Origin of the sequence: Phenylobacterium sp. LjRoot225 (assembly GCF_964252855.1) — a bacterium.
Lineage (GTDB): Bacteria > Pseudomonadota > Alphaproteobacteria > Caulobacterales > Caulobacteraceae > Phenylobacterium.
Genome location: NZ_CAXUPL020000001.1, coordinates 1,708,209 through 1,732,714, shown reverse-complemented (window position 1 = coordinate 1,732,714; position 24,506 = coordinate 1,708,209). Strand labels below are relative to the sequence as shown.

Here is a 24,506-nt window from a genome sequence, read left to right as displayed (position 1 = left end):
CCATATGCATGCGATTGGCGCATGGGCCGCAGGGTCAGGCCGGGACCGAGACGTCGGCGAGGCGGCCGAAATCGCTGCGCAGGCGCTGGGCGTCGCGCGACGGCGGGGCGCCGAACAGCCGGGCGTACTCGCGGCTGAACTGCGAGGCGCTCTCATAACCGACCGCATAGGCGGCCTGGGTGGCGTCGTGCGCGCCCAGCAGCAGGCGCCGGGCGTGCTGCAGCCGCAGGCTCTTCTGGAACTGCAACGGGCTCATCGCCGTGGCCGCCTTGAAGTGACGGTGAAAACTGGCCGGGCTCATGCCGGCCAGGGCGGCGAGCGAGCCGACCCGCAACGGCTCGGCGTAGTTGTCGCGGATCCAGGCGATGGCCCGGCGGACCTGGGACGAACGGCTGTCGACCAGCGCCAGCTGCCGCAGCATCGCCGCCTGCGGCCCCTGCAACAGCCGATAGAGGATCTCGCGCTGGAGCAAGGGCGCGAGGACCGGAATGTCGCCGGGCCGGTCGAGCAGGTGCAACAGCCGTAGGAAGGCGTCGACCAGTTCCGGCGTGACCGGGCTGACGGCGAACGCGGGCGGGGTGGCGGCCTTCTCCGGTTGCGGCGCGTCCGGCAGCAGGGTTGCCAGGCTCTCGCGATCCAGGCGCAGGCTCAGCCCGATGTAGGGTTCGGCGGCGCTGGCTTCGATGACGCAGCCCGAGCCGGCCACCTCCATCGAGGCGACGGCATAGGTGTGACGGTCGTAGCGCAGCCGCCGCTCGCCGAGAATCGCCTCCTTGGCGCCCTGCAGCACCAGGAAGAAGGTCGGCGCGAACAGCAGGGGTTGGGGCTCGCTCGGCGCGGCGCGGGTGTGGATCGCGACGCCGGGGATGGCGGTCTCGTGCAAGGGGCCACGCGCATGGCGCGCGGCGAGCGCACGCAGGTCGTCGAGCTGGTTCTGCATGACGGTCATGTTCCGGCCGCCTCGTCCCATCGGCAAGGCCGGCGTCACGGAAAATGGTCCGCTTGAGAGGATCAGGCAAGTCATCGAGACGATCGGGCGCGTGGTTCGGCGGGCCAGCGCCCAAATGAGCTCAGGCTGTTGCTGCTGAGAGGAGATTTCCCATGACCAAGACATTCGGAGCGGAATCCACGACCGACCAGGTGCTGGACGGCGTCGATCTGAGCGGGAAGCGCATTCTGGTGACCGGCGTCTCGGCAGGCTTAGGCGTTGAAACGGCGAGGGTCCTGGCCGCCCATGGCGCCCATGTGGTGGGAGCCGCGCGCGATCTGGGCAAGGCGGAGCGGGCGACCCAGGCGGTCTGGGAGCAGGCCCGGAACGGCGGCGGCATCACCCTGGTGCAGCTGGACCTCGCTTCACTGGCCAGCGTACGGGCCTGCGCCGACGGCCTGGTCGCCGATGGACGGCCGTTCGATCTGGTGATCGCCAACGCCGGCGTCATGGCGACGCCGTTCGGCCGGACCGCCGACGGCTTCGAGACCCAGTTCGGCGCCAACCACCTCGGCCACTTCGTGCTGATCAACCGCATCGCCGGCCTGCTGCCGCAGGGCGGACGCCTGGTGAACCTGTCGTCGGCCGGACACCGCTTCGCCGACGTGGACCTGGACGACCCGAACTTCGACCACACTCCCTATGCGGAGTTCCTCGCCTACGGGCGCTCGAAGACGGCCAACATCCTCTTCGCGGTGGAGTTCGACCGCCGGCACAAAGCCCGCGGCGTGCGGGCGACCGCGGTCCACCCGGGCGTCATCCGCACCGAGCTGGCGCGGCACATGTCGCCGGGCGCGCTGGAGGAGGCCGTCGGCCAGACCACTTGGAAGACCATCCCGCAGGGGGCGGCGACCAGCGTCTGGGCCGGCGTGGTGGCGCCGGCCGAGCTGGTCGGCGGCCACTATTGCGAAGATTGCCACGTGGCTGAGGTGATCCAGCAGGAAGCGCGTGGCGGCGTCCGCCCCTACGCGGTGGATCCGGAACGGGCCAAGGCGCTCTGGGCCAAGAGCGAGGAGATGGTCGGCGAGCGCTTCGACGCGTGAGGCCGGATCGGCGGCGCGGACGCCGGCGCGCCGCTTACTCCTCCTTGAAGCCGTAGTCCGGAGTCCCCTGCTGATTGCCGTAGTATTTGTACGGCAGGAACTTGCCCGACATGGTGATGCGCACCCGGTCGCCCTTCGGGTTCGGCTCGCGCTCGAAGTCGAACTCGAAGTCGATGGCCGACATGATGCCGTCGCCGAACTCTTCCTCGATCAGCGCCTTCCAGGCCGGGCCGTTGACCATCACCATCTCATAGAAGCGGTAGATCAGCGGATCGGTGGGCGGCATCGGCGTGCCCTGGCCGCGGTAGGGGACCTCGTTGAGCAGGGCGGCCTCTGTCGCGCTCAGGCCGAAGAGCTCGGCGGCCCGGGCCGCCAGCGGCTTGACCAGCTTCATCTGGCCAAGCAATGCGCCCACCACCAGGGTGGGAGCCATGCCGCCGATCTCGTCGCAGATGTAGCGCCAGGTCCACCCCTTCTCCCGCTTGATGTCGAGGAGCTTCTCGGTGAGGTCGGCGCGGGTCATGCGGGGGCTCTCCTGGGTTGGCTGCGCCCGGTCGGGCGCGCGCCGCACGCTAGGAGAACCGCGCGTGCGGCGCCGAGGCCGGGCCGGTCGTTCGGCCTCGGCGATGGCCGGCGCCTGGCATCTAGGCGCGCGCCCCGCGAAACGCCCATTCGGACGCCATCCGCGCAGCTCAGCCCGCGCCGGTCGCCTTCACCTTCGCCCGGAAGGCGTGCAGCAGAGGCTCGGTGTAGCCGCTGGGCTGGGCGGCGCCTTCGAACACCAGGGCGCGGGCGGCCTGGAAGGCCAGGCTCTGGGCCTCGCGGCCGGCCATCGGCTGGTAGAGCGGATCGCCGGCGTTCTGGGCGTCGACCTTGACGGCCATGCGGCTGAGCGCGGCGTCGACGTCTTCGGCCGAGCAGACCCCATGCATCAGCCAGTTGGCCATATGCTGGGAGGAGATCCGCAGGGTGGCGCGGTCCTCCATCAGGCCGACGTCGTGGATGTCAGGCACCTTCGAGCAACCGACGCCCTGGTCGATCCAGCGCACCACGTAGCCGAGGATGCCCTGGGCGTTGTTGTCCAGCTCCTCGCGGACCTCGGCCTCCGACCAGTTGCGGCCGTCGGCCAGCGGAATGGTCAGGAGCGGATCCAGAGAGGGAATCGCCTCGGCGGCGAGCTCGGCCTGGCGGGCGAAGACGTCGACCTGGTGATAGTGGGTGGCGTGCAGGGTCGCGGCCGTCGGGCTGGGGGTCCAGGCGGTCGAGGCGCCGGCGCGCGGGTGGCCGATCTTCTGGTCGAGCATGTCGGCCATCTTGTCGGGGGCGGCCCACATGCCCTTGCCGATCTGCGCCTTGCCGGAGAGGCCGCAGGCCAGGCCGATGCGGACGTTGCGGTCCTCATAGGCCTTGATCCACGACTGGGTCTTCATCTCCGCCTTGCGGATCATCGGGCCGGCCTGCATCGAGGTGTGCATCTCGTCGCCGGTGCGGTCGAGGAAGCCGGTGTTGATGAAGAACAGCCGCCCCTTCACGGCCTCGATGCACGCCGCCAGATTGGCCGAGGTGCGGCGCTCCTCGTCCATGACGCCCACCTTCAGGGTGTGCCGCGTCAGGCCGAGCAGGTCCTCCACCGCATTGAACAGGCTGTTGGTGAAGGCCGCTTCCTCCGGCCCGTGCATCTTCGGCTTGACGATATAGACCGAGCCCGCACGGCTGTTGCGGTGGCGGCCCAGCCCCTTCAGGTCGTGCAGCCCGATCAGCGAGGTGATCAGGGCGTCCAAAATGCCCTCGGGCGCTTCCGAACCGTCCGGCAGGCGCACGGCCGGCGTCGTCATCAGGTGGCCGACATTGCGCACCAGCAGCAGCGAGCGCCCGGGCAGGGCGAGGCTGCCGTCGTTCGGTGCGTCATAGATCCGGTCCGGGTTGAGCTTGCGCACCAGCTCGCGCCCGCCCTTCTCGAAGGTCGCCTCCAGGTCGCCGCGCAGCACGCCCAGCCAGTTGGCGTAGGCCGCCACCTTGTCGTCAGCGTCCACCGCGGCGATGGAGTCCTCCAGGTCGACGATGGTCGAGAGCGCCGATTCCAGCACCACGTCGGCGAGGCCGGCCGGGTCGGTCTTGCCGACCGGATGCGCGCGGTCGATGACCAGCTCGATGTGCAGGCCGTGGCGGCGCAGCAGGATCGCTTGCGGCGCGGCCGGCTCCCCGCGCCAGCCGGCCAGGGCCGCAGGGTCGGCGAGGGCGGGGACGAGCGCGTCGCCCTCGATCCGGTATTCGCTGACCGCGGCGTGGGCGCCGGAGGCGAGCGGGACCGCCTCGTCGAGGAAGGCCTTGGCTCGGGCGATGACCTGGGCGCCGCGGCCGGCGTCATAGCCGCCGCCGGCGGGCGCGCCCGGAATGGCGTCGGTGCCGTAGAGGGCGTCGTAGAGGCTGCCCCAGCGGGCGTTGGCGGCGTTCAGCAGGAAGCGGGCGTTCAGCACCGGCACCACCAGCTGCGGCCCGGCCAGCTTGGCGAGCTCGTCGTCCACCCGCTCGCTGGTGATCGCGAACGGCGCGGGCTCAGGGGCGAGATAGCCGATCTCGCGCAGGAAGGCCTGGTACTCGGCCTGAACGATCGGCTGGCCGCGGCGGGCGGTGTGCCAGGCGTCGATCTTGGATTGCAGGACCTCGCGCTTTTCCAGCAGCGCTCGGTTCTCCGGCGCGAAGCGGGCGAAGATCTCCGCCGCGCCGGCCCAGAAGGCCTCGGACGAAAGACCCGTGCCCGCCAGAGCGCGCGCCTCGACGAACTTTGCCAGGACGTCTGCGACCTGCAGGCCGGCCTTCTCGATCATCGTCATGCTTCTTCCCCGCTAGGCCCAGAGCCCCGCCGCAGCGACGCCGATCGCGGCGATAGCAAGCTGCAGAGGCAAGATCGAGACCCGATCCGTCCCACACAACGAGATCAGATGGCCGCCCACGTCCAGAACCGCCATGCCGGAGGGCGCCGACGACGACGGTCTTGGCGCTTTCGAGGGCAATGCGGCGGCGTCTACCAGCGGTCGGCCGGGGTCTCGTCGAGGGTCAGCGGACGCTGATAGGCCAGGTCGCGCTTGTCCCGCATGCCCTTGACGTAGCCCTGGTCGTGGAAGCCGGGGGCCTTGAGGATGGAGGCGTCGCCGGCGATCAGCACGTCCACGGTGGAGCGTCGCAGGGCGATCTTCCAATCGCCGTCGCAGCGTTCGAGCCGCCTTGTGGGTGCTCGATCGCGGCGGCGATTGATGGCGCAAAGGCCGTGATCCCGGTCCCCGGCTGCGATGATTCCGACTAGCGTCTCCTCGGTCTTCGAGAGCGCGAGCCAATCGCGACGGCGAACTTCCGGGAGGTGACCATGGTTCAGGTGATGAAGGGCTTCCGCATCCTCGAGGTGGCTCAGTTCACCTTCGTGCCGGCGGCAGGCGGCATTCTCGCCGACTGGGGCGCGGACGTGATCAAGGTCGAGCACCCGGTGCGCGGCGACACCCAGCGCGGCTTCCTAAACATGGGCGGGGTCGCTTGCGATCCCGACCGCCATCCGTTGATCGAGCACCCCAACCGCGGCAAGCGCAGCGTCGGCATCGACGTCTCGACGCCGCAGGGCCAGGAACTGCTCTACGAGATCGCCAAGACCGCCGACGTCTTCCTGACCAACTACCTTCCGCAGCACCGGCAGAAGAACAGGTTCGACGTCGAGCATATCCGCGCCGCCAACCCGAACATCATCTACGCCCGCGGCAGCGCCTATGGCGACAAGGGGGCGGAGCGCGAAGTCGGCGGCTATGACGGCACCGCCTTCTGGTCGCGCAGCGGCATCGGCTACGCCATGACCCCGCCGGAGCTCGAAGGTCCGCTGGGCCAGGGCATGCCGGCCTTCGGCGACTCCATCGGCGGCATGAACATCGCCGGCGGCATCTCCGCGGCCCTGTTGCATCGCGAGCGCACCGGCGAGGCGATCGAGGTCGACGTCTCCCTTCTCTCGACTGCCTGGTGGGCGGCCGGCGCCAACATCACCCAGGGCATGGAGACCGGGGTGCTCGTGCGCAACACCATGCCGGTCTCCGGCGGCGCGTCGAAGAACCCGCTGATGGGCAACTACTGGACCTCAGACGGCGGCACCATCAACCTGTGCATGCCGAGCCCGACCGGCTACATCCGCGACGCTTTCGAGCATTTCGGCCTGCCCGAGGCGGCCGTCGATCCGCGTTTCGCCGATGTCTACAAGCTGATCGAGAATTCGAAGGCGGCCAGCGACCTGATCGTCGAAGCTTTCCGCGCCAAGCCCTTCGCCTACTGGCGCCAGCACCTGAAGACGATGAAGGGCCAGTGGGCGCCGATCCAGAGCCTGCTCGACCTCGTCACCGACGAACAGGCTGTGGCCAACGACATGGTCATCGAGGTCGAGGCCGGCGACGGCGGGGCCCCGTTCAAGATCGTCCGCGGGCCGGTCCAGTTCAATCATGAACCGACCAGGACCACCCGCGCGCCCCAGGCCTCCGAACACACCGAGACCTTCCTGATGGAGCTCGGCCTCGAATGGGACCGGATCGAAGAGCTGAAGGCGGCCGGCGCCATAGCATAGGTCAGCGGAGGCGGCCCGGTTCGAGGCCGCTTCCGCCTCCGCCGGGAGCGCGGCGACTCTTGTCGGTCAGCCTGAGAGGCCAGGACGCCGCACCAACCCGCTGGGGCGTACGACTCCCAGGTCGAGATGGGTGATCACGCCGGGGCGGGCGTCGCAGACCTGCGGGATGGCGGTGACGCCGACCAGCGCCGTCCAGGGCAGGCCCAGGAAAGGCCTGCGCCCATCGGCCTCCACGCCGCCCATCAGTCTGACTTCGAGCGGCGGATCGCCTTCGATCACCACCCGGTAGCAGCTGTCGCCGTTGTCCCATCTGGGCTCGATGTCGTCACCCATCGTCCAGTAGAAATGATAGACCATCAGGGGCGCGCCATCGACCCAGGCCGTCCACTCGTAGTGCTGGCCGGCGACCGTTCCGGCCCGGATGACGCCGTTGGGGTAGGGGATGTCCTTGGTGGCCTTGGCGACTTCCAGCTTGGTGGTCAGCTTCTCGATCTTCTTGCCCAATCCTTCGACGACCATGGCCATCGAGCCTTCGAAGGCATAGGGGGCTTCGGCCGAGCGGCTGGGGTTGGCGAGCAGCTCGTCGGGATCGCGACCGAAGCCCATGACCTCGATGTAGACCATCGGTTCCTGAGCTTGTCGATCACCTCGGTGACCTCGATGCGATCGATCCGGTTCATCAGCCGCGTCAGCGTCAGCGGCAGGATGTCGCCGGAGAAACCCGGGTGGACGCCGCAGCCGTGATAGGAGGTCCCGCCCTCGCGGCAGGCCGCCTCGATCTTCTCGAATTCGTCGCGGTAGCGTTTGGTTGGATTGAACGGGCCGGCGGCAGAGACGACGTTCTTTCCCGACCGCAGGAAGCGGCAGTAGAGGTCGAGATCCTGCCTGAGGCCCGCGAAGAAGACGCAGTCGGCGTCGGTGGCGATGATCTGTTCGACGTCGCTGGTGGTGATCACTCCGGTCGCCGGCAGGCCGACCAGCTCGCCGGCGTCCTTGCCGACCTTTTCGGGGTTGGAGACCCAGACCCCGGCCAGCTCGATCGCCGGGTTTTCGATGAAGTGTTTGAGCGCCGTCTTGCCGACCGTTCCGGTGGCCCATTGGACGACGCGATAGGATTTCTCAGACATCGGATGCGCTGCCTTCTGTGAATGACGGCGAAAGAGGAGGGCGGAGGATCAGACCGTGCGGACCTGTCCGCCATCGACGCGGTAGTTTGCGCCGGTGATGAATCCCGACATCGGACTGGCGAGCATGCAGATGACCAGGGCGAGATCCTGCGGGGTCCCCAACCGGCCGGCGGGCGGCAGATCGAACACCTTGTCGGCGGCGAGCCGCTGGGTGACGCCTTCGATAGTCAGGTTGGGGTCGCCATATTTCTGGCGGCCGAACCGGAGCATGCCGTCCACCATGATGATCCCGGGCGAGACGGTGTTGGCCGTGACGCCGACGCCCTTCAGCGAACCGGCCAGGCTGAGGGTGAAATTGTTCAGCGCCGCCTTCGCGCCGGAATAGTCGGCGCCCATGTTGTTTGGCTGGACGGCCACTGCGCTCGAGACATTGATGACCCGTCCCCACTGGGCGGCGACCATGTCAGGCACGGCGAGCCCGCACAGCCTGACCGCCGCCAGGGTGTTGGTGTGGTAGTTCGAGATCCAATCGGCGGGGCTGATTTCGATCGGGGTCTTGGTGGTGTTCCCCGTCGAGCTGCCGCCCGCATTGTTGATCAGGATCTCGATGTTTCCGCCGAGCGCGGCCAGCGCCTCGGCATGGACGGCGGCGGCGCCTTCGTCCGTCGACAGGTCGCCGATGGCGACGCCGGCGGCTTTGATTTCGGCTGCGACCGTCTCGGCCCGTTCGCGGTTGCGGCCATGGACCACCACCGCGCAGCCCTCTTGGGCCAGCATGCGGGCGATGCCCTCGCCGATGCCGCTGCTGCTGCCGGTGACGAGCGTGCGCCGGCCCTTGAGCTGCAAATCCATTCGGTTCCCACCCTTTGACGTGTCGCCTGGACCTCGCCGCCTCAATTGGCGCGGCGTTGGCCGGTGACATCACATGGGCGGGGCGGGCGGGCATACTCCCATATGGGAGTGTGTGGCGCAATCGGATCGGCGGGGCGCTTACCCCCGCGCCAGCGCCGCCTCCGGCATTTCGATGTCGATGGCCAGGGTGGAGGCGTGGCGGCCGCGCTCCAGCTTGACCATCACCTTGTCGCGGTCGATCGGCATATGCCGGGCGATCACCTCGAGGATCTCCTGCTGCAGCACGGCGGCCAGGTCCGCGCGGCCGTCCAGCGCGCGCTCGTGCGATAGCAGCACCTGCAGGCGCTCGCGGGCGACCGGGGCCGTGCTGCGGTTGCGGTTGAACAGGCTGAGCAGGTTCACGCCGCCGCCTTTCGGCCGAACAGCCGGCTCATCAGGCCGCGCCGGGACGAGGGCGCTTCCATTGGCACGTCCTCGCCCATCAGCCGGCGGGCGGCCAGCGCATAGGACCGCGCGGCCGGTGCGGCCGGATTGTGAAGGGTGACCGGACAGCCGAGGTTGGAGGCCGTCAGCACGTCGGGGCTCTCGGCGACCACGCCCAGGAGCGGGATGGCGAGGATCTCCAGCACGTCCTCGACCTTCATCATCTCGCCGCGGGCCGCGCGGGCGGCGTCGTAGCGGGTGATCAGCAGGTGCTTCTCGATGTCCTCGCCGCGTTCGGCGCGCAGGGTCTTGGAATCCAGCATGCCGATGATCCGGTCGCTATCGCGCACGGAAGAGACTTCGGGATTGGCCACCACCACGGCGACGTCGGCGAAACGCATGGCCAGCGTCGCGCCCTTCTCGATGCCGGCGGGGCTGTCGCAGACGATCCAGTCGAACCGCTCGCGCAGCTCGGCGATCACGCCCTCGACGCCCTCGTTGGTGAGCGCGTCCTTGTCGCGGGTCTGCGAGGCGGGCAGCAGGTAGAGGGACTCCAGCCGCTTGTCGCGGATCAGCGCCTGGGGAAGCTTGGCGTCGCCCTGGACCACGTTGACCAGGTCGAAGACCACCCGTCGCTCGGCCCCGAGGATCAGGTCGAGGTTGCGGAGGCCGACGTCGAAGTCGACCAGGACGACGCTCTGTCCCGCCTGTGCGAGCGCGGCTCCGAGGGCGGCCGTGGAGGTGGTCTTGCCCACGCCTCCCTTGCCGGATGTGACGACCATGACTTTGGACATGAGGCAGATCTCCCTCGCCTTGAGGATCGATGGGTTTCAGTCGAGCGCCGATAGGCGCAGGGCGCCGCGATCGCAGCGGAGTTGGGCGGGCCGGCCGTGCAGGTCCGGGCCCCAGTGCTCGGCGGTGCGGTAGAGCCGTTCGATGCCGACCATCTCCGCCTCCATTCGCCCGCAGAAGATCCGCGCTTCGGCGCCCAGCCGGATTCCGGCGATCGCCCGGCCGCGCAGCGCGCCGTAGACGTGGATCGAGCCGCCGGCGATCACCTCCGCGCCGGAGGCCACCGCGCCGACGATGGTGACGTCGCCGCCTTCGAACACCACCGACTGGCCGGAGCGAACCGGGCCGTCGATCAGCAGGGAGGCGGGCGGCGGCGCCGCCGCGGCCGGACGCCGGGGCGCGCGGACCTCCGCGACCTCCCGGCCGTGCAGCTGGGTCGGCAGTCGTTCCCAGTGCGTGCTGGTCAGGAGCTGCGGACTAGCGCCCTCCAGGCCGACGATGCGCAGGCCGCGCGTCTCCAGTCCGTCCAGCAGGATCAGCACCGCGTCGCGGCCCTCGGCGGCGGCTCGCGACAGATCGACGACCAGGGGCCGGTCGGCGAACAGGCTCGCGGCGTCGCGCAACTGGGCGTCCAGGTCGGCGAACCAGGCGGCGAGCGGAACCTCCGGCGTCATGACCAGGGCCATGAAGCTGCGGCCGCGCACCTGGAGGCCCGGCTGCGGCGGCCCCGGCGGGGGCGACGTCTCGGCGTGCAAGGTCATGGCCCTCGTCCTCGATCGGGCCGCCGCACGCGGGCGCCTATAGGAACTTTTCGCGGACGCCTGGGGGCGCCGCGGGCCGTGTGCGGTCGGACTTCTGTCAGCATGTCGGCGAACGCGTCCGGTATAGCCGGGCCGCGTCGAAACTCCACCCTTGTGTCCGAGGCAACCTGGGCCAAATCTGGGCATGGCGGCGACTTCGGGTCAGCAGCTGTGGACGACTGTTGCGGCGACGAAACTTTTCGGTGGATAGGTCGGAACTCGCCATCGGTCGGCTGATGTTCTCTGGCGAACTGGCCCAGGCTATCCTCCACCGACTGGATCTGCGCGGCGCGTCCCTTGCTGAACCCCTCTTCAAGCCTGCAGCGCCTGCTGGACGCCCCGGTCCGTGACGGGCGACTGGTGTGGATCGGCCTGCGCACGGTTCGCCGCGGGCCGGTGGACGAGGTGGCGAGCGCGTGGGCCTCGCCGGAAGAAGGACTGGTCGGCGACCGCTACGGCGGCCGGGCCGGCGGCAAGCGCCAGATCACCCTGATCGGCCGCGAGGACCTGGCGGCGGCCGCGGCCTTCCTGGGACTTGCGGCGGTCTCGCCGGCGCAGCTGCGCCGCAACCTGGTGACCGAAGGGGTCAACCTCTTGGCGCTGAAGCAGAGGCGCCTCGCCGTCGGCGAGGCGGTGCTGGAGATCACCGGCGAATGCCATCCCTGCTCGCGCATGGAGGAGGCGTTGGGCCCCGGCGGCTACAACGCCCTGCGCGGTCGCGGCGGACTCACAGCGCGCGTGATCCGCGCGGGCGAGTTTCGTCTGGGCGACCCGATTGTCCGGCTCGACGAAGCTGGAATCTAGGTGCTTTCGCCGGCCTTGCTTCCGCCGCAGGCGTCCGCGCTGATCCGTTTGCGCTGCCCCGGCCCTGGTGTAGAAGCACTGGCGTCCGGCGCGGGGCGCGCGTTGTCTGTCTTGAGGTGATGGTGTCCTTGCTACGGAATTCCTGGGCTCGCCCCGCGCTGATCGCGGGCGTCTGCGCCATCGCCCTGGCTGGATGCGGCGGTAACGGCAAGAAGAAGCCGCAACTCGCCTATGAGGAGCGCCCGGTGGAGCTGCTCTATTCGGCGGGCGCCGACCGACTCGACCGCCGCCAGTGGAGCCAGGCGGTCCAGTACTTCCAGGAAGTCGAGCGTCAGCACCCCTATTCGGAGTGGGCGCGCCGGTCGGTCCTGATGCAGGCCTTCGCCCACTACGAAGGCAACAACTACGCCGAGGCGATCGCCGACGCGGACCGCTTCATCCAGCTCTATCCCGGCAATCCTTCGGCGGCCTACGCACACTATCTAAAGGCCGTCTGCTATTTCGAGCAGATCACCGACGTCGGCCGCGACCAGGCCGCGACCGGCCAGGCTCTCGACTCCCTGCAGGACGTCGTCCAGCGCTACCCGAACACCGAGTATTCCGCCGACGCCCGCCTGAAGATCGACATGGTCAACGACCAGCTGGCCGGCAAGGAGATGACCGTCGGGCGCTACTACCTGCGCCAAAGCGACACCCTGGCCGCCATCGGCCGTTTCCGCAGCGTCGTCGATCGCTACCAGACCACCAGCCACACGCCCGAAGCCCTCTACCGTCTGGTGGAGTCCTATCTGACCATCGGCCTGATCGAAGAGGCCAAGAAGAACGGCGCGGTGCTGGGCTACAACTTCCCCGGCGATCCCTGGTACGCCGAGGCCTACAAGCTCTTGTCGGCCAAGGGCTTCCGGCCGGCGGTGGAGCCGACCAGCCGCGGCCGTCGCGGCATCCTGCACATCCCCTTCGTGAAGCGGAAATCGACGACGGTCGCCCCGCCGTCGTCGGCGCCGGAGCCCGTCCAGCCCGCAAACTGAACGGGCGGCGGCGGCCCGGGGACTTGCCTGCGCGAGCGAATGAGAACAAAACCGGACTAACCGCGGCGAACGCGCTCTTCCAAAGCCGCCTGATTCCGGGTGATCCTCCCCTCGATGCTGATCGGTTTGTGGATCCGCGACGTCGTGCTGATCGAGGCCCTGGACCTGTCCATCGGGCCGGGCCTGACTGCGCTCACCGGTGAAACCGGGGCGGGCAAGTCGATCATCCTCGATGCGCTTGGACTGGCGACCGGCGCCCGCGCCGGCGCGGGCCTGGTGCGCCGCGGCGCGGCCCAGGCCGCGGCCTCCGCGGTCTTCGCACCCGCCACAGAGCATCCGGTCTGGGACCTCCTGGAGGAGAAGGGGCTCACCTACGCCCGCGACGAGGATCTGGTGCTGCGCCGGACGCTCAGCGCCGACGGCCGCAGCCGCGCCTTCGTCAACGACCAAGCCACCGGCGTCGGCGTGCTGAAGGAGGTCGGCGACCTGCTGCTCGAGGTGCATGGCCAGCACGAGACGGTCGGCCTGCTCGATTCGCGCACCCACCGACCCCTGCTCGACGCCTTCGGCGGCCTGCAGCCGGCGGCAGGACGCGTCGCCGCGCGATTCGCCGAATGGCGTGAGGCGCGCACGCGGGTCGAGGAGCTGAACGCCCTGGCCGCCCGCGCCAACGCCGAGACCGAGGAGCTCAGCCTGCGCCTGGCCGAGCTCGACCGGCTGGATCCGCGCGAGGGCGAGGAGACGGCGCTCGCCGAGGAGCGGGCCGTGCTGGGCGCGGCGGAGAAGTCGCTGAGCGACATCGCCTCGGCCCGCGAGGCGTTCGACGGGCTCTCGACGCGGCTGGCGTCGGCCGCCCGCACCTTGGAGCGCGCGCGCGAACGCGCCGTGGCGGCGGGCGCGGCCGCCGACGCCCCGGCGGTGAAGCGGCTGGCCGAGGCGTCCGCCGCGGTCGACCGGGTGCTGATCGAGGCCCAGGAGGCTGAGTCCGTCGTCGATCTCGCCGCCGACGCCTTCGAGTTCGAGCCCGACCGGCTTGAGAAGGCCGAGGAACGGCTGTTCGATCTGCGCGGCCTGGCTCGCAAGCTGGGCTGCAGCGTCGAGGAGCTGCCGCTGCTCAGGACCCGGTTCGCGGAACGCCTGCTGGCGGCGGAGACCGCCGAGGCGACGTTGAAGGCGGCCGAGGCGGCCGTCGCCGTCGCGCGCAAGGCCTATATGGTCGAGGCCGAGGCGCTCACCGCCGCCCGGCGCGAGGCCGGCGCGCGGCTGGCGGCGGCGGTCATGGCCGAGCTTGCGCCGCTGAAGCTGGAGAAGGCCCGCTTCCAGGTGGCGGTCGAACCGCTGGGCGAGGACCGCGCCGGAGCGAACGGCCTCGATCGCGTCGCCTTCGAAGTCTCCACCAATCCCGGCGCGCCGTTCGGCGACCTGGGCGCGATCGCCTCGGGCGGGGAATTGGCCCGCTTTGCGCTGGCCCTGAAGGCCGCGCTCGCCAGCCGCAGCGGCGGGCCGCAGCCGCTGATGATCTTCGACGAGGTCGACCAGGGCGTGGGCGGGGCGGTGGCCGACGCTGTCGGCCTGCGGCTCAGGCGCCTGGCGTCCAGCGCCCAGGTTCTGGTGGTCACCCACTCGCCGCAGGTCGCCGCCCGCGCCGACGCGCATTGGCGCATTGCGAAGGCCGGGGAGGGCGAGCGCCTGCGCACCGCCGTCGAAGTGCTCCCGCCTTACGACCGCGAGGAGGAGATCGCGCGCATGCTCGCCGGCGCCCAGATCACCGACGCCGCCCGCGCCGCCGCCCGGGCGCTGATCGGGGCGTGAAGTGGATTGCGCGAGTCAGATGCTTCCTTTTAGGGGGTGGGTGACTCGGCACGGCCGCAACGCCCCCTCAGTCGCTTCGCGACAGCTCCCCCGCAAGCGGTGGAGCACCTTCCGCCCAGATCCTCCACCGCGTAGCGGGGGAGGTGGCTCGCGTAGCGAGACGGAGGGGGCGTTCGGCCTTGCCGACAGTTCCGACCGATGGGTGAGGACCGCGCCATGACCGCCAAACCCGTCGACCAGCTCACCGAAGCCGAGGCCGTCGAGGAGCTGACGAAGCTCGCCGACGAGATCACCGCCCACGACATCCGCTACTACCAGGAGGACCAACCCTCCGTGTCGGACGCGGACTACGACGCGCTGAAGCAGCGCAACACCGCGATCGAACAGGCCTTCCCGCATCTGGTGCGCGAGAACTCGCCCTCGCTGCGCGTCGGGGCGGCGCGCTCGGAGCAGTTTGCGCCGGTCGAGCATGGCGTGCCGATGCTCAGCCTCGACAACGCCTTCTCCGACGAGGACGCCGCGGAGTTCGACGCCCGGGTGAAGCGCTTCCTGCGGCTGGACAGCGATCCCGTCGCCTACACCGCTGAGCCGAAGATCGACGGGCTGTCGGCGTCGCTGCGCTACGAGAACGGCCTGCTGGTGCGCGGGGCGACGCGCGGCGACGGCCGGGTCGGCGAGGACGTCACCGAGAACCTGCGCACCCTGTCGGAGATCCCCAAGCGGCTGAAGGGCGCCGGCTGGCCGGAGGTCATCGAGGTGCGCGGCGAGGTCTATCTCGGCCATGCGGAGTTCGCCGCCCTGAACGCCGCGGCCGAAGCGGCCGGCCAGCGCACCTACGCCAATCCGCGCAACGCTGCGGCGGGCTCGCTGCGCCAGATCGATCCGAAGATCACCGCCCAGCGACCGTTGCGCTTCTTCGCCTACGCCTGGGGCCTGCTGAGCGGCCCCTTTGCGGAGACCCAGTGGGAGGCTCTGCAGAAGCTGAAGGCCTGGGGCTTCCAGACCACGCCGCAGAGCCAGCGGGTGGAGGGGCTGGAGGGCCTGCTCGCCGCCTATCGCGAGGCGGAGGCGGTCCGGCCGCATCTGGGCTTCGACATCGACGGGGTGGTCTACAAGGTCGACCGGCTGGACTGGCAGAGCCGGCTGGGCTTCGTCTCCCGCGCCCCGCGCTGGGGGATCGCGCGCAAGTTCCCCGCCCAGCAGGCCCGCACCGTGCTGGAGGCGATCGACATCCAGGTGGGCCGCACCGGGGCGCTGACGCCGGTGGCGCGGCTGACGCCGGTGACCGTCGGCGGCGTCGTCGTCACCAACGCCACCCTGCACAACGCCGACGAGATCGCCCGCCTCGACGTGCGCATCGGCGACACGGTGATCCTGCAGCGCGCCGGCGACGTGATCCCGCAGATCGTCAGCGTGATCGAGGCCGAGCGCCCGGCCGAGGCCCATCCCTACGATTTCCCGCACGAATGCCCATGCCCGCTGACGACGCCGGTGGTGCGCGAGACCACGGCGACCGGCGCCGAGACGGTGGTGCGCCGTTGCTCCGGCGAGTTTGCCTGCCCCTTCCAGAAGCTCGCCCACCTGCGCCACTTCGTCTCCCGCAAGGCCTTCGACATCGAGGGCCTGGGGGAAAAGCAGCTGACCGCCTTTTCCGAGCGCGGCTGGCTGACGGCGCCGGCCGACATCTTCTGCCTGCACGAACACCGCGACGAACTGCTGACGACGGAGCGCTATGGCGAGACCAGCGTCAGCAACCTGCTGGCCAATATCGAGACCCGCCGGACCATCGCGCTCGACCGGTTCATCTACGGCCTGGGCATCCGCCACATCGGCGAGACCACGGCCACGGTGATGGCGCGCGGCTATGGAACGGCGGAAGCCTTCCTGGCGGCCATGGACAAGGTCGCCGACCGCGATCCCGAGGCGATCGACGAGCTCGACGCCATGGACCAGATCGGCTCGGCGGTGATCGAGGCGGCCGCGGCCTATTTCGCCGAGGATCACAACCGCAAGCTCGTCCAGGACCTGCGCGAGCAGCTGACCATCCTCGACGCCGAGAAGCCGAAGACCGACACGGCGGTGGCCGGCAAGACGGTGGTCTTCACCGGCGCCCTGGAAAAGATGACCCGCGACGAGGCCAAGGCCCAGGCTGAGCGGCTGGGCGCCAAGGTCTCGGGCTCGGTCTCGAAGAAGACCGACATCGTGGTGGCGGGACCCGGCGCGGGCTCGAAGCTGAAGACCGCCGCTGAACTGGGGATTCAGGTGCTGACCGAGGACGAGTGGCTGGCGCTGGTGGCCGGGTAGGGCGGGCGCCGAACGCCCCCTCACCCGCTTCGCGGGAGCTCCCCTCCGAGCCGCATGCGGCTCGGCCCCCCTCGCTTCGCGAGCCACCCCCAAAGGGGGTGGATGAGCGGTGGAGCATCTACGGCCCAGATCCTCCACCGCAACGCGGGGGAGGTGGCTCGCGCAGCGAGACGGAGGGGGCGTTGCGGCAAATGCCGGCTAAGCCCAGGACGGCAGACTTCACACCGGCCGCGGTCGTTCGCCTGAGCCGCGGCGGGTGAAGCCTTCGTTTGGCGGCGCATGGCCGTTGCCGCCGGGCGGTCCGCTGCGATGCTCTTCGACGACATAGGGCGCCGGATATCCGGCGGCGCCGAAGGTCTCGGCGATCAGGCGGTTGGTGTCGAAATAGACCTGCCAGTAGTGGTCGGTATGGCAATAGGGGCGCACGGCCAGCAGCGTCCCCAACGCGTTGAAGTCGAGGATTTCGACGTCCGGCGGCGGCTGGGCGACGACGTTGGGAATCGCGGCGAGCGCTGGCTTCAACCGGGCGATGGCGTCGAGGGCGTCGACCCCGAAGGCCAGCTGCGCCGTGCGTTCGACCCGCCGGTAGGTATGGGTGCTGTAGTTCTTGATGACCTCGCCGGAGACCTTCGAATTGCCGACGATGACGGCGACGTTGTCGGGCGAGGTGATCGTCGTGTTGAATAGGCCGATCTCGGTGACCGTGCCCTCGATCGTCCCGGCCAGCACATAGTCGCCGACCTTGTACGGACGGAAGATGATCAGGAAGGCGCCGGCGGCGAAGTTCGCCAGCAGGCCCGACCAGGCCGCCCCGATCGCCAGGCCCAGGCCGACCACGAGGGCGGCGAAACTGGTCGTCTCGACGCCGAAATAGCCGAGGATCGCGACGACGAGGATGATGTTGAGCGCGACGCCGAGGACGCTGGAGACGTAGCGCTGCAGCGTCGCGTCGAAATTGCGCGCAGTCAGCACCCTGGCGAACATGCGGATGGCGAAGCCGATCAGCCATCGTCCGATCATGTAAAGGACGATGGCGCCGACGATCTTGAGCGCGATGGCGGTCAGGATCGGCGCCGCCGTCGCCCACCACACCTTGATGTCCATAGCTCAGCCCTCACAAGGTCGCAGGACGCCAGGGGCGGTCGCGACATCCCCGCCTTCGAGCGAATGTCGCGGAGCCTACCGCGGCGTTCGCCCTGGCGCATTCACCTGTGTGAATGGAGCCGGACCGCTATCCGAGAATCGCCAGCACCTTCAGCTCCGCCGCCGTGCGAATGCCGGGCTCGGCTTCGCAGACGGCTGGCACGGCGTTGACCACCGGGTGGGCCGTGAAACCGGGGGTGACCTTCGGATAGTCTTCTTCCGAGCAGGGGAAGCCGATGGAGATGTCCAGCGGGGTGTCGCCCTCGACCTGGACGCGCCAGCCGCTCGCGCGCAGGTCCCAGTTCTGTTCGAGCTCGGTGGTGCAATACCAGTTGGCGCGGAAGCGCATCACCGCCTTGTCGTTGCGGAAGCCGGTGACGCTGAGGCGCAGCGCGCCCACCGTGCCGGGCTCCAGCACGCCGGCGGCGATCTTCACCCGGCCGCGGGTGATCCCGAATTCGCCGCCCGCTTCGATGCGATCCAGCGGCATGGAGAGCGCCCGCGCGGTATGGCGCAAGGACTGGCCGAAGCTGTCGCGGATGTGGGCGATCTGGCGCTCGTCGAAGTCGCCCGGGGTCCGGCCATAGCCCATGACCTCGAAGATCATCTGCGGCGAGTCCCGCGAGGTCATGTCGGCGAACTCGTCGATCGTCAGGCAGTCGAGGCGCCGCACCAAGTTCATCAGGGCGAAGGGCAGGATCTCGGTGATGAAGCCCGGGCTGGAGCCGGTGCTGTGGATCGAGGCGCCGCCCTTGCGACAGGCGCCCTCGACGCGGGCCCGGACCTCCGGGTCGAGGCTCTCAGGATCGTGGAACTCCACCACGCTGGTGACGATGTTGACGCCGGATTCCAGGAGGCGGCAGACGTCGTCCAGGTCCAGATACTGCGGCATGTAGAGGACGCAGTCCGGACGCGCGGCGATGATGGTTTCGACGTCGTGGGTCGCCTTCACGCCGAGATCGCGACCCAGGCCCGCGAGCTGGCCCGCGTCCTTGCCCACCTTGCTCTCGCTATGCACCCACAGGCCGACCAGCTCCATCCGCGGATGCTCGACGACCGCCTTGATGGCGTGGGCGCCGATATTGCCGGTCGCCCACTGCGCGACGCGGTAGATCCGCGGAGTTGTCTGGGTGCTCATGGTCTTCTCCCTCGATTGCTTTGTTGGCGAAATGCCAGCATTGCCGTCGGGGAAGGTCAACGGGGGAGTCGGTCGAGCGCCTTGCGCTTCAGGCGGCGGCCGCGAGCTCAAGCGCGGTTAACAACGCCCGGACGTCGATCGGCTTCGGAACGAACCCGTCCATGCCGGCCTCCCGATAGGCGGCCACCTGCTGGGGCATGGCGTTGGCGGTCAGGGCGACGATGATCGTCCGCTTGCGGCGGCTCTCGGCCTCTTCCGCCCGGATCGTGCGGGTGGCGCTGAGGCCGTCGAGCACAGGCATCTGCACATCCATGAGGATGATGTCCCAGTCCTGCGCCCGCCAGGCCTCGATCGCCTGCTGGCCGTCGCAGACGCTGACCGGCGTCACGTCGACCTGGGCGAGGAGCGCGGCCAGGACCAGCTGGTTAGTGGCGTTGTCTTCGGCGACCAGGACCCTCAATGCGCTGGCCTGCAGCGAGGTCGGCGCGTACGCGTCCGACGGCCCGGCGGCGGCTTCGGCCACGCGGACGAGCGGGATCTCGAGGCGGAAGGTGGTGCCGTGCCCGACCTCGCTCTCCACGCTGAGCTCGCCGCCCATCAGGCCGCTGAGCTCGCGGCAGATCGCCAGGCCAAGGCCCGTGCCCCCGTGCAGCCGCGTCACCGAGCTGTCGGCCTGGGTGAAGGCGCCGAACACCTTGTCCAGGGCGTCCGGCGGGATGCCCATCCCTGTGTCGGAGACCCGGATCGTGACGCCGTCGGCGGACGGCTGCGCCGTAACCTTGACCTCTCCCTCGGCGGTGAACTTCAGGGCGTTGGAAATCAGGTTGGAGACGATCTGGCGTAGCCGGGTGGGATCTCCGCGATAGGCGCCGGCGGCCGCGCCAAGGGCGACCGTCAGAGCGACGTCCTTATCCTCAGCTATGCTGGCGAAGGTGGCGCGAACGCATTCCAGGACCCGCCCGAGGTCGAAGACAGTCTCTTCCAGCTCCAGTTTTCCGGACTCGATCTTCGTCAGGTCCAGCACGTCGTTGAGGATCGCCAGGAGGGCCTCGCCGGATTCCTGGATCACGCTCACCCGCCCGCGTTGGGCTTTGGACAGGTCGGGGTCGGACGCCAGCACCTGCGCCATGCCGAGGACGCCGTTGAGGGGCGTGCGGATCTCATGGCTCATGGTCGCGAGGAAACGGGACTTGGCCTCGCTCGCGGTGCGCGCGTCGTCGGCGAGGCGTCGCAGGTCGGTGGTGTCCCAGGTGATGCCGACCACGCGGACCGGCGTCCCGGTCTCGTCACGGAGGATCTCGGCCGCGCCGCGCAGATCGCGAACCTCTCCGGACGGATGCACGACGCGGAATTCGACGTCGTAGTTGGGCTCGCCAAGCAGGGCGGTCCGCACACGCTCGTTGATCCGCTCGGCGTCGTCCGGGTGAGCGGCCGCGAGGAAGGCGCCGCCCAGGGTCGTCGTCTCGGTGGCCGTCTGACCATAGAGCTGGAACATGCGGGCGTCGCAGGTCATCCGATCGTTGCGCAGGTCCCAGTCCCAGACGCCGATGCCGCCCGCCTTGGTCGCCAGCGTCAGCCGCTCCGTCAGCACCTGACGCTCCAGCTCCGCGGCCTTCCGCTCGTTGATGTCGATAACCTGGGAGATGAAGTACTGCGGCGTCCGCTGCTCATCGCGGACCAGCGAGACGCAGAGCAGCGCCCAGACGGTTTCGCCGTCCTTGCGCAGATAGCGCTTTTCCATCCGGTAGGCGGAGATCTCGCCGGCGAGCAGCCGGTCGAGCTGCTCGAGGTCGGCGTTCAGGTCGTCCGGGTGAGTAAGATCCTGGAAGGTCAGCCGGGACAGCTCGTCGTCGTCGTAGCCCAGCAGCTCGCGAAGCGCGCGATTGACGTGCAGCCAGCGGCCTTCGAGCGAGACGAAGGCCGTGCCGATGTCGAAATGCTCCATGGCGTCGCGGAATTGCCAGTCGGTGAGGCGGACATCCGCGAGTCGGGGCTCCGACGGGCCTGCGCCGGGGCTTCCTCCTGTGGCCTGCCGCGTCGCATTGCGCGCGGAGCTTGTGCTCATCGTATCTGGTCCTGTCGGCCGGAGCCTGCGCCAGGATAGCTGGGACGTCTGTCGAAGCGGTTAAGCTTCAAGTCGACGGCGGCGTGAATGGGCGAAATTCAGGTTCGCCCGCTCAGATCGGCGCGGTCGCCTCATCGAGCCAGGCTCGCACCTGCGGCTCCAGCTGCGGGCCGACCACCTCGCGCACGCGGGCATGGTAGGCGTCGAGCTGGGCGCGCTCCTCCTCGCTCAGCAGGTCGCGGGCGATGCAGCGACGGTCGATGGGGGCGAGCGTCAGGGTCTCGAAGCCGTGCATCGGCCGTTCGCCGCCGGGAATGGCTTCGGCTTCGGTGACGACCTGCAGGTTCTCGATGCGGATGCCGTAGGCGCCTTCCTTGTAGTAGCCGGGCTCGTTGGAAAGGATCATGCCGGGCTTCAACGCCACCGGGCTCGGCGACTTGGAGATCCGCTGCGGGCCTTCGTGCACGCCGAGGTAGGAGCCGACGCCATGGCCGGTGCCGTGGTCGTAATCCAGCCCGTGCGCCCACAGCGCCTGGCGCGCCAGCACGTCCAGCGCCGAGCCGGTGGTGCCGGCCGGGAAGCGCACGCGGCCAAGGGCCAGGTGGCCCTTCAGCACCAGGGTGAAGCGCTCGCGCATCTCCGGGCTGGGCTCGCCGATCGCCACGGTGCGGGTCACGTCGGTGGTGCCGTCGAGGTACTGGGCGCCGGAATCGATCAGCATCAGCGAGCCGGTCTCGGCCCGCCTGTTGAGGCGCTCGGTGGGCCGGTAATGGACGACGGCGCCGTTGCCGGCTGCGCCGGCGATGGTGTCGAAGGAGAGGTCCTTCAGCGCCCCGGTGGCCTCGCGGAAACCTTCCAGCTTTCTGACCGCGGTGATCTCGTCCGGCGGGGTCGTTTGGCCGTCCGTGGCCAGCCAGTGCAGGAAGCGGGTGAGCGCCGCCCCGTCGCGCGCGTGCGCCGTACGGGTCCCTTCGATCTCCACAGGGTTCTTGCAGGCGCGCGGCAAGGCGCACGGATCTTCGGCGCGGAGCACCTCGGCGTCGGCCTCGCCCAGGGCGTCGAAGTACCAGACCGACGACTGCGCCGGATCGACCAGCACCTTCTGGCCCTTCAGCGCCGCCAGGGCCTGCGGCAGGTCCTCCGGCCGCTCAAGCGCCACCGCGTTGCCGAGCCAGGCCGGCAGGTCGGGCGTCACCTTGCGCGGATCGAGGAAGAGGCGCGCGGTTCCGTCGGCGGCGAGGATGGCCTGGCCGAGCGGCAGGGGCGAGCGGATGACGTCGCCGCCGCGGATGTTGAACAGCCAGGCGAGCGTGGCGGGGGCGGTCAGCACCGCGGCGCTCGCGCCCTGGGCGGTCAGGCTTTCGCCGACGCGCTTGCGCTTCGCGGCGGACTCCTCGCCGGCGTATTGCAGCGGGTGCGGCACGACCGGCGCGGCCGGCTGGGCGGGACGGGCCTCCCCCCAGGCGGCGTCGAGCGGGTTGAGCGGGACCGGCTTGAGCTCGGCGCCGGCCTTGGCCGCAGCGATCTTCAGCCGCGCCAGCGCGTCGGGGCTGTGCAGCCGCGGGTCGTAGCCGATCGCCTGGCCGGGCTTGGCGGCAGCTTCGAGATAGGCGCTGACGCCGCCGTTCATCAGGTCATGGATCTCGAAGGTCGCCTGATCCACCTGGTCGCGGACCTGCAGGGTGTAGCGGCCGTCGACGAAGACCGCGGCCTTGTCCTGGAAGATCACCGCCGCCCCGGCCGAGCCGGTGAAGCCGGTGGCCCAGCCCAGCCGGTCGTTGGCCGCCGGCAGGTACTCGTTCTGATGCTCGTCCTCGTGCGGCACGAGGAGGGCGTCGAGGCCCTGCTCGGCCATCGCCTGGCGGATCAGCGGCAGGTGCGTGGGGCCGAAGGACGGGTCGGTGGTCTCGTCGAAGGTCTGGCGCATCCCTTGGATGTAATGGGTTCGGGCGCAGGGGTGAAGGGCGCGAAACGGCGGAGACGCAGCAGCTCCCCCGCGTGCAGGGGAGCTGTCGCGCCCGACCGAGGGCGTTTTCGCCGCCTACTGCGCGGGTGCTGGCGCGGGCGCAGGCTCGACGGTGGCGGCGTCGCGAGCGGCGTCGCCGGCGTCTTGCGCCGCCTGGGCGGTCTGGGCGGCAGCCGCCTGGGCGGTTTCGGCCGCGCTCTGGCTGGCGCGGGCGGTGGAGTCGACCGCCGACTGGGCCGCCTGGCTGGCCTGGGTCGCGGCGGTTTGCGCGTCTGTGGTGGCGGCCTGCATCGTGGCTTCGGCCGCCCCCTGGTCGCGGGCCGCCTGCAAGTCGGTCTGGCGGTTCTGCGAGGTGAACAGGAAGACCAGGCCGATCACGGCGACGATGGCCACGATCGCGGCGATCCACCAGCCGGCCGGGCTGGAGCGGACCGTCGTCGTGCGTTCCACGTACTCTTTGTCATTCGACATTGGCGTTTCCTTCCGTGGCGAGAGCTTCGCCGCGGAGCGGGAACGTGGACGGCTGGGGGCGGTTCCGGGGCCCCAGGCGGCATCGGCCGGGGCCTCAGGAGGTCAGGAGCGGCGTATCAGAGGCCGAGGGCCTTCTTCACCTCCGCCCAATCGACCAGCTTGAAGTTCTGGCGAGCCCCTTGCGGCCCCTCGTCGACATCATCCTGGACGACCACGAGACCCGAGGCGTAGCGGCCGACGGGGCCCGCTGCGGCGGCGACGCCGTCGGTTCCGGTCACCGCGTCGATCCCGCCCGACGCCGCCACGCTGAACCGGCCGCGGAATTCGGGCGCGCTCCCGTCGACGCGGAAGACGGCGAAACTGGAGTCCCCCTGACTGGAGGCGATCAGCCACGTGACCTGGCCCTCGCGCAGGAGGGTCAGCCCCTCGACGTCGGGCGTCAGCATGGACGAAGGCGCCTCGGCGATGAGGGTCCCCGGCGCTGCCGGCGCCGTCATGTCGAACCGCCAGATCCCGCGTCCCTCCTCGCCGAGGTAGAGAAGCCCGCGCGCGTCATCGACCACGCAGCCCTCTGGCTGGGTGGCGACCGCGAAGCGCCGTTCCTCCACGGCTTGAACCTTGCCGTCCGCACCGGCCGAAACGCGCAGCTGGCGGATCTGACCGTCGGTCCCGTTGACGATCAGCAGAAAGCTCTCGCCCCTGCGCCCCAGGCACAGGCCGTACGGTTCGGCGAGGTCGACAGGGGCGAGGCCCCAGAACTCGAGCTTCAGGTTCGCGGGATCCAGCAGATAGAAAGCCACGCCGCCGCGGCCACGATCCGAGGCGACTGCCAGGACGCGGTCGCCGCCCGGGGCGGCGAAGCCCGGTCTCAGATCCACATTGTTCGGCTTGCCGCCGGGAAGGAACTGCAGCTCCCGGCCTTCAAGATCGTAGACGTAGAGTCCCGCCTGTTTGTCCGTGCCCAGAATTACGCCCCGCGCCGGATTCGCCGGATCCACCCAGATCTCGGGATCGTCGGCGGCGTCGCGCGCGCCGGTCCCGACGGGCGGAGTTTCGGCGGCCGCCAGGACCGGCGAACCCGCGCCAACCGTCGCGCCACGGGAGTCGGACCGCATTTCAGGGTCGAAGGCCGAGCAGCCGGACAGAATAATACCGGCCG

Annotated in this window: 22 protein-coding genes; 6 read left to right on the top strand and 16 right to left on the bottom strand. The window is 69.8% G+C overall.

The genetic code is table 11. From position 1 onward, the window contains the following. Nucleotides 1-34: 34 nt before the first annotated feature. A complete protein-coding gene (locus ACSQ2B_RS08155) occupies nucleotides 35-949 on the bottom strand; it encodes an AraC family transcriptional regulator N-terminal domain-containing protein (RefSeq protein ID WP_436048893.1) in 915 nt (304 codons plus the stop codon). 152 nt (nucleotides 950-1,101) lie between these two features. On the opposite strand from ACSQ2B_RS08155, the gene ACSQ2B_RS08150 reads away from it, so the two are divergent. Beyond that, a complete protein-coding gene (locus tag ACSQ2B_RS08150; RefSeq protein ID WP_436048892.1) occupies nucleotides 1,102-2,031 on the top strand; it encodes an SDR family NAD(P)-dependent oxidoreductase in 930 nt (309 codons plus the stop codon). Between the two features lie 34 nt (nucleotides 2,032-2,065). Here ACSQ2B_RS08150 and cynS read toward each other — a convergent pair whose 3' ends face one another. The 3 genes from cynS to ACSQ2B_RS08135 all read right to left on the bottom strand — a co-directional run bounded on the left by cynS (nucleotide 2,066) and on the right by ACSQ2B_RS08135 (nucleotide 5,203). Then, nucleotides 2,066-2,554 carry a cyanase gene (gene cynS / locus ACSQ2B_RS08145; RefSeq protein WP_436048890.1) on the bottom strand — a complete coding sequence of 163 codons (489 nt, stop codon included), beginning with the start codon at nucleotides 2,552-2,554 and terminating at the stop codon, nucleotides 2,066-2,068. A 169-nt stretch (nucleotides 2,555-2,723) separates the two neighbouring features. Further along, on the bottom strand, nucleotides 2,724-4,865 hold the full coding sequence (locus ACSQ2B_RS08140) for a malate synthase G (RefSeq protein ID WP_436048889.1): 2,142 nt from the start codon (nucleotides 4,863-4,865) through the stop codon (nucleotides 2,724-2,726). Nucleotides 4,866-5,056: 191 nt separating this feature from the next. After that, nucleotides 5,057-5,203 (bottom strand): hypothetical protein, encoded by a 147-nt coding sequence (locus ACSQ2B_RS08135; RefSeq protein ID WP_436048887.1) that lies wholly within the window; start codon nucleotides 5,201-5,203, stop codon nucleotides 5,057-5,059. A 192-nt stretch (nucleotides 5,204-5,395) separates the two neighbouring features. Here ACSQ2B_RS08135 and ACSQ2B_RS08130 point away from each other — a divergent pair, with 192 nt between their 5' ends. After that, nucleotides 5,396-6,622: a CaiB/BaiF CoA transferase family protein gene (locus ACSQ2B_RS08130; protein WP_436048885.1), complete on the top strand. Its 1,227-nt coding sequence runs from the start codon at nucleotides 5,396-5,398 to the stop codon at nucleotides 6,620-6,622. 66 nt (nucleotides 6,623-6,688) lie between these two features. Here ACSQ2B_RS08130 and ACSQ2B_RS08125 read toward each other — a convergent pair whose 3' ends face one another. The 6 genes from ACSQ2B_RS08125 to minC form a co-directional block, all read right to left on the bottom strand. Beyond that, nucleotides 6,689-7,147: a hypothetical protein gene (locus tag ACSQ2B_RS08125; RefSeq protein ID WP_436048883.1), complete on the bottom strand. Its 459-nt coding sequence runs from the start codon at nucleotides 7,145-7,147 to the stop codon at nucleotides 6,689-6,691. Beyond that, entirely contained in the window at nucleotides 7,102-7,749 is a 648-nt protein-coding gene (locus tag ACSQ2B_RS08120; protein ID WP_436048881.1) for a hypothetical protein, read from the bottom strand. Before ACSQ2B_RS08120 ends, ACSQ2B_RS08125 begins: the two co-directional genes overlap by 46 nt. A 48-nt stretch (nucleotides 7,750-7,797) precedes the next feature. Then, complete coding sequence (locus tag ACSQ2B_RS08115; protein ID WP_436048880.1) at nucleotides 7,798-8,601, bottom strand: SDR family NAD(P)-dependent oxidoreductase; 804 nt, start codon at nucleotides 8,599-8,601, stop codon at nucleotides 7,798-7,800. Between the two features lie 138 nt (nucleotides 8,602-8,739). Continuing rightward, nucleotides 8,740-9,003: a cell division topological specificity factor MinE gene (minE, locus tag ACSQ2B_RS08110; RefSeq protein ID WP_436048879.1), complete on the bottom strand. Its 264-nt coding sequence runs from the start codon at nucleotides 9,001-9,003 to the stop codon at nucleotides 8,740-8,742. Further along, a complete protein-coding gene (gene minD, locus ACSQ2B_RS08105) occupies nucleotides 9,000-9,818 on the bottom strand; it encodes a septum site-determining protein MinD (RefSeq protein WP_436048877.1) in 819 nt (272 codons plus the stop codon). The genes minE and minD overlap by 4 nt, the downstream gene beginning before the upstream one ends. Before the next feature lie 36 nt (nucleotides 9,819-9,854). After that, nucleotides 9,855-10,577: a septum site-determining protein MinC gene (gene minC / locus ACSQ2B_RS08100; RefSeq protein ID WP_436048875.1), complete on the bottom strand. Its 723-nt coding sequence runs from the start codon at nucleotides 10,575-10,577 to the stop codon at nucleotides 9,855-9,857. Between the two features lie 336 nt (nucleotides 10,578-10,913). On the opposite strand from minC, the gene ACSQ2B_RS08095 reads away from it, so the two are divergent. The 4 genes from ACSQ2B_RS08095 (at nucleotide 10,914) to ligA (ending at nucleotide 16,564) form a co-directional block, all read left to right on the top strand. After that, nucleotides 10,914-11,420 carry an MOSC domain-containing protein gene (locus ACSQ2B_RS08095; protein ID WP_436048874.1) on the top strand — a complete coding sequence of 169 codons (507 nt, stop codon included), beginning with the start codon at nucleotides 10,914-10,916 and terminating at the stop codon, nucleotides 11,418-11,420. Between the two features lie 119 nt (nucleotides 11,421-11,539). Beyond that, the gene (locus ACSQ2B_RS08090) at nucleotides 11,540-12,448 is read left to right on the top strand and encodes an outer membrane protein assembly factor BamD (protein WP_436048873.1); all 909 of its coding nucleotides are present in this window, start codon (nucleotides 11,540-11,542) and stop codon (nucleotides 12,446-12,448) included. 114 nt (nucleotides 12,449-12,562) lie between these two features. Further along, the gene (gene recN / locus ACSQ2B_RS08085) at nucleotides 12,563-14,260 is read left to right on the top strand and encodes a DNA repair protein RecN (RefSeq protein WP_436048872.1); all 1,698 of its coding nucleotides are present in this window, start codon (nucleotides 12,563-12,565) and stop codon (nucleotides 14,258-14,260) included. A gap of 216 nt (nucleotides 14,261-14,476) precedes the next feature. Next, nucleotides 14,477-16,564 (top strand): NAD-dependent DNA ligase LigA, encoded by a 2,088-nt coding sequence (gene ligA / locus ACSQ2B_RS08080; RefSeq protein ID WP_436048870.1) that lies wholly within the window; start codon nucleotides 14,477-14,479, stop codon nucleotides 16,562-16,564. Between the two features lie 219 nt (nucleotides 16,565-16,783). On the opposite strand, the gene ACSQ2B_RS08075 is transcribed toward ligA, so the two are convergent. From ACSQ2B_RS08075 to ACSQ2B_RS08050, 6 genes are all read right to left on the bottom strand, one after another. Then, nucleotides 16,784-17,668: a mechanosensitive ion channel family protein gene (locus ACSQ2B_RS08075; RefSeq protein ID WP_436048868.1), complete on the bottom strand. Its 885-nt coding sequence runs from the start codon at nucleotides 17,666-17,668 to the stop codon at nucleotides 16,784-16,786. A gap of 127 nt (nucleotides 17,669-17,795) precedes the next feature. Continuing rightward, on the bottom strand, nucleotides 17,796-18,845 hold the full coding sequence (locus tag ACSQ2B_RS08070; RefSeq protein WP_436048866.1) for an NAD(P)H-dependent amine dehydrogenase family protein: 1,050 nt from the start codon (nucleotides 18,843-18,845) through the stop codon (nucleotides 17,796-17,798). Nucleotides 18,846-18,933: 88 nt separating this feature from the next. Beyond that, nucleotides 18,934-20,910, bottom strand: a complete 1,977-nt coding sequence (locus ACSQ2B_RS08065; protein WP_436048864.1) for a PAS domain S-box protein — start codon at nucleotides 20,908-20,910, stop codon at nucleotides 18,934-18,936. Between the two features lie 112 nt (nucleotides 20,911-21,022). Next, nucleotides 21,023-22,837, bottom strand: a complete 1,815-nt coding sequence (locus tag ACSQ2B_RS08060; RefSeq protein WP_436048862.1) for an aminopeptidase P family protein — start codon at nucleotides 22,835-22,837, stop codon at nucleotides 21,023-21,025. A gap of 114 nt (nucleotides 22,838-22,951) precedes the next feature. Continuing rightward, on the bottom strand, nucleotides 22,952-23,347 hold the full coding sequence (locus ACSQ2B_RS08055) for a hypothetical protein (protein ID WP_436048860.1): 396 nt from the start codon (nucleotides 23,345-23,347) through the stop codon (nucleotides 22,952-22,954). A 116-nt stretch (nucleotides 23,348-23,463) separates the two neighbouring features. Further along, on the bottom strand, nucleotides 23,464-24,462 hold the full coding sequence (locus ACSQ2B_RS08050; RefSeq protein ID WP_436048858.1) for a phytase: 999 nt from the start codon (nucleotides 24,460-24,462) through the stop codon (nucleotides 23,464-23,466). Nucleotides 24,463-24,506 lie beyond the last annotated feature (44 nt).

What these genes read in the sequence shown, in the direction of transcription:
- ACSQ2B_RS08070 (WP_436048866.1), bottom strand. Translation starts at nt 18,845, where the DNA reads ATGAGCACCCAGACAACTCCGCGGATCTACCGCGTCGCGCAGTGGGCG.
- ACSQ2B_RS08050 (WP_436048858.1), bottom strand. Translation starts at nt 24,462, where the DNA reads ATGCGGTCCGACTCCCGTGGCGCGACGGTTGGCGCGGGTTCGCCGGTC.
- ACSQ2B_RS08065 (WP_436048864.1), bottom strand. Translation starts at nt 20,910, where the DNA reads ATGAGCACAAGCTCCGCGCGCAATGCGACGCGGCAGGCCACAGGAGGA.
- recN (WP_436048872.1), top strand. Translation starts at nt 12,563, where the DNA reads ATGCTGATCGGTTTGTGGATCCGCGACGTCGTGCTGATCGAGGCCCTG.
- ACSQ2B_RS08140 (WP_436048889.1), bottom strand. Translation starts at nt 4,865, where the DNA reads ATGACGATGATCGAGAAGGCCGGCCTGCAGGTCGCAGACGTCCTGGCA.
- ACSQ2B_RS08155 (WP_436048893.1), bottom strand. Translation starts at nt 949, where the DNA reads ATGACCGTCATGCAGAACCAGCTCGACGACCTGCGTGCGCTCGCCGCG.
- ACSQ2B_RS08060 (WP_436048862.1), bottom strand. Translation starts at nt 22,837, where the DNA reads ATGCGCCAGACCTTCGACGAGACCACCGACCCGTCCTTCGGCCCCACG.
- ACSQ2B_RS08130 (WP_436048885.1), top strand. Translation starts at nt 5,396, where the DNA reads ATGGTTCAGGTGATGAAGGGCTTCCGCATCCTCGAGGTGGCTCAGTTC.
- ACSQ2B_RS08090 (WP_436048873.1), top strand. Translation starts at nt 11,540, where the DNA reads ATGGTGTCCTTGCTACGGAATTCCTGGGCTCGCCCCGCGCTGATCGCG.
- ACSQ2B_RS08150 (WP_436048892.1), top strand. Translation starts at nt 1,102, where the DNA reads ATGACCAAGACATTCGGAGCGGAATCCACGACCGACCAGGTGCTGGAC.
- ACSQ2B_RS08075 (WP_436048868.1), bottom strand. Translation starts at nt 17,668, where the DNA reads ATGGACATCAAGGTGTGGTGGGCGACGGCGGCGCCGATCCTGACCGCC.
- minD (WP_436048877.1), bottom strand. Translation starts at nt 9,818, where the DNA reads ATGTCCAAAGTCATGGTCGTCACATCCGGCAAGGGAGGCGTGGGCAAG.
- ACSQ2B_RS08125 (WP_436048883.1), bottom strand. Translation starts at nt 7,147, where the DNA reads ATGGCCATGGTCGTCGAAGGATTGGGCAAGAAGATCGAGAAGCTGACC.
- ACSQ2B_RS08055 (WP_436048860.1), bottom strand. Translation starts at nt 23,347, where the DNA reads ATGTCGAATGACAAAGAGTACGTGGAACGCACGACGACGGTCCGCTCC.
- ACSQ2B_RS08115 (WP_436048880.1), bottom strand. Translation starts at nt 8,601, where the DNA reads ATGGATTTGCAGCTCAAGGGCCGGCGCACGCTCGTCACCGGCAGCAGC.
- cynS (WP_436048890.1), bottom strand. Translation starts at nt 2,554, where the DNA reads ATGACCCGCGCCGACCTCACCGAGAAGCTCCTCGACATCAAGCGGGAG.
- ligA (WP_436048870.1), top strand. Translation starts at nt 14,477, where the DNA reads ATGACCGCCAAACCCGTCGACCAGCTCACCGAAGCCGAGGCCGTCGAG.
- ACSQ2B_RS08120 (WP_436048881.1), bottom strand. Translation starts at nt 7,749, where the DNA reads ATGTCTGAGAAATCCTATCGCGTCGTCCAATGGGCCACCGGAACGGTC.
- minC (WP_436048875.1), bottom strand. Translation starts at nt 10,577, where the DNA reads ATGACCTTGCACGCCGAGACGTCGCCCCCGCCGGGGCCGCCGCAGCCG.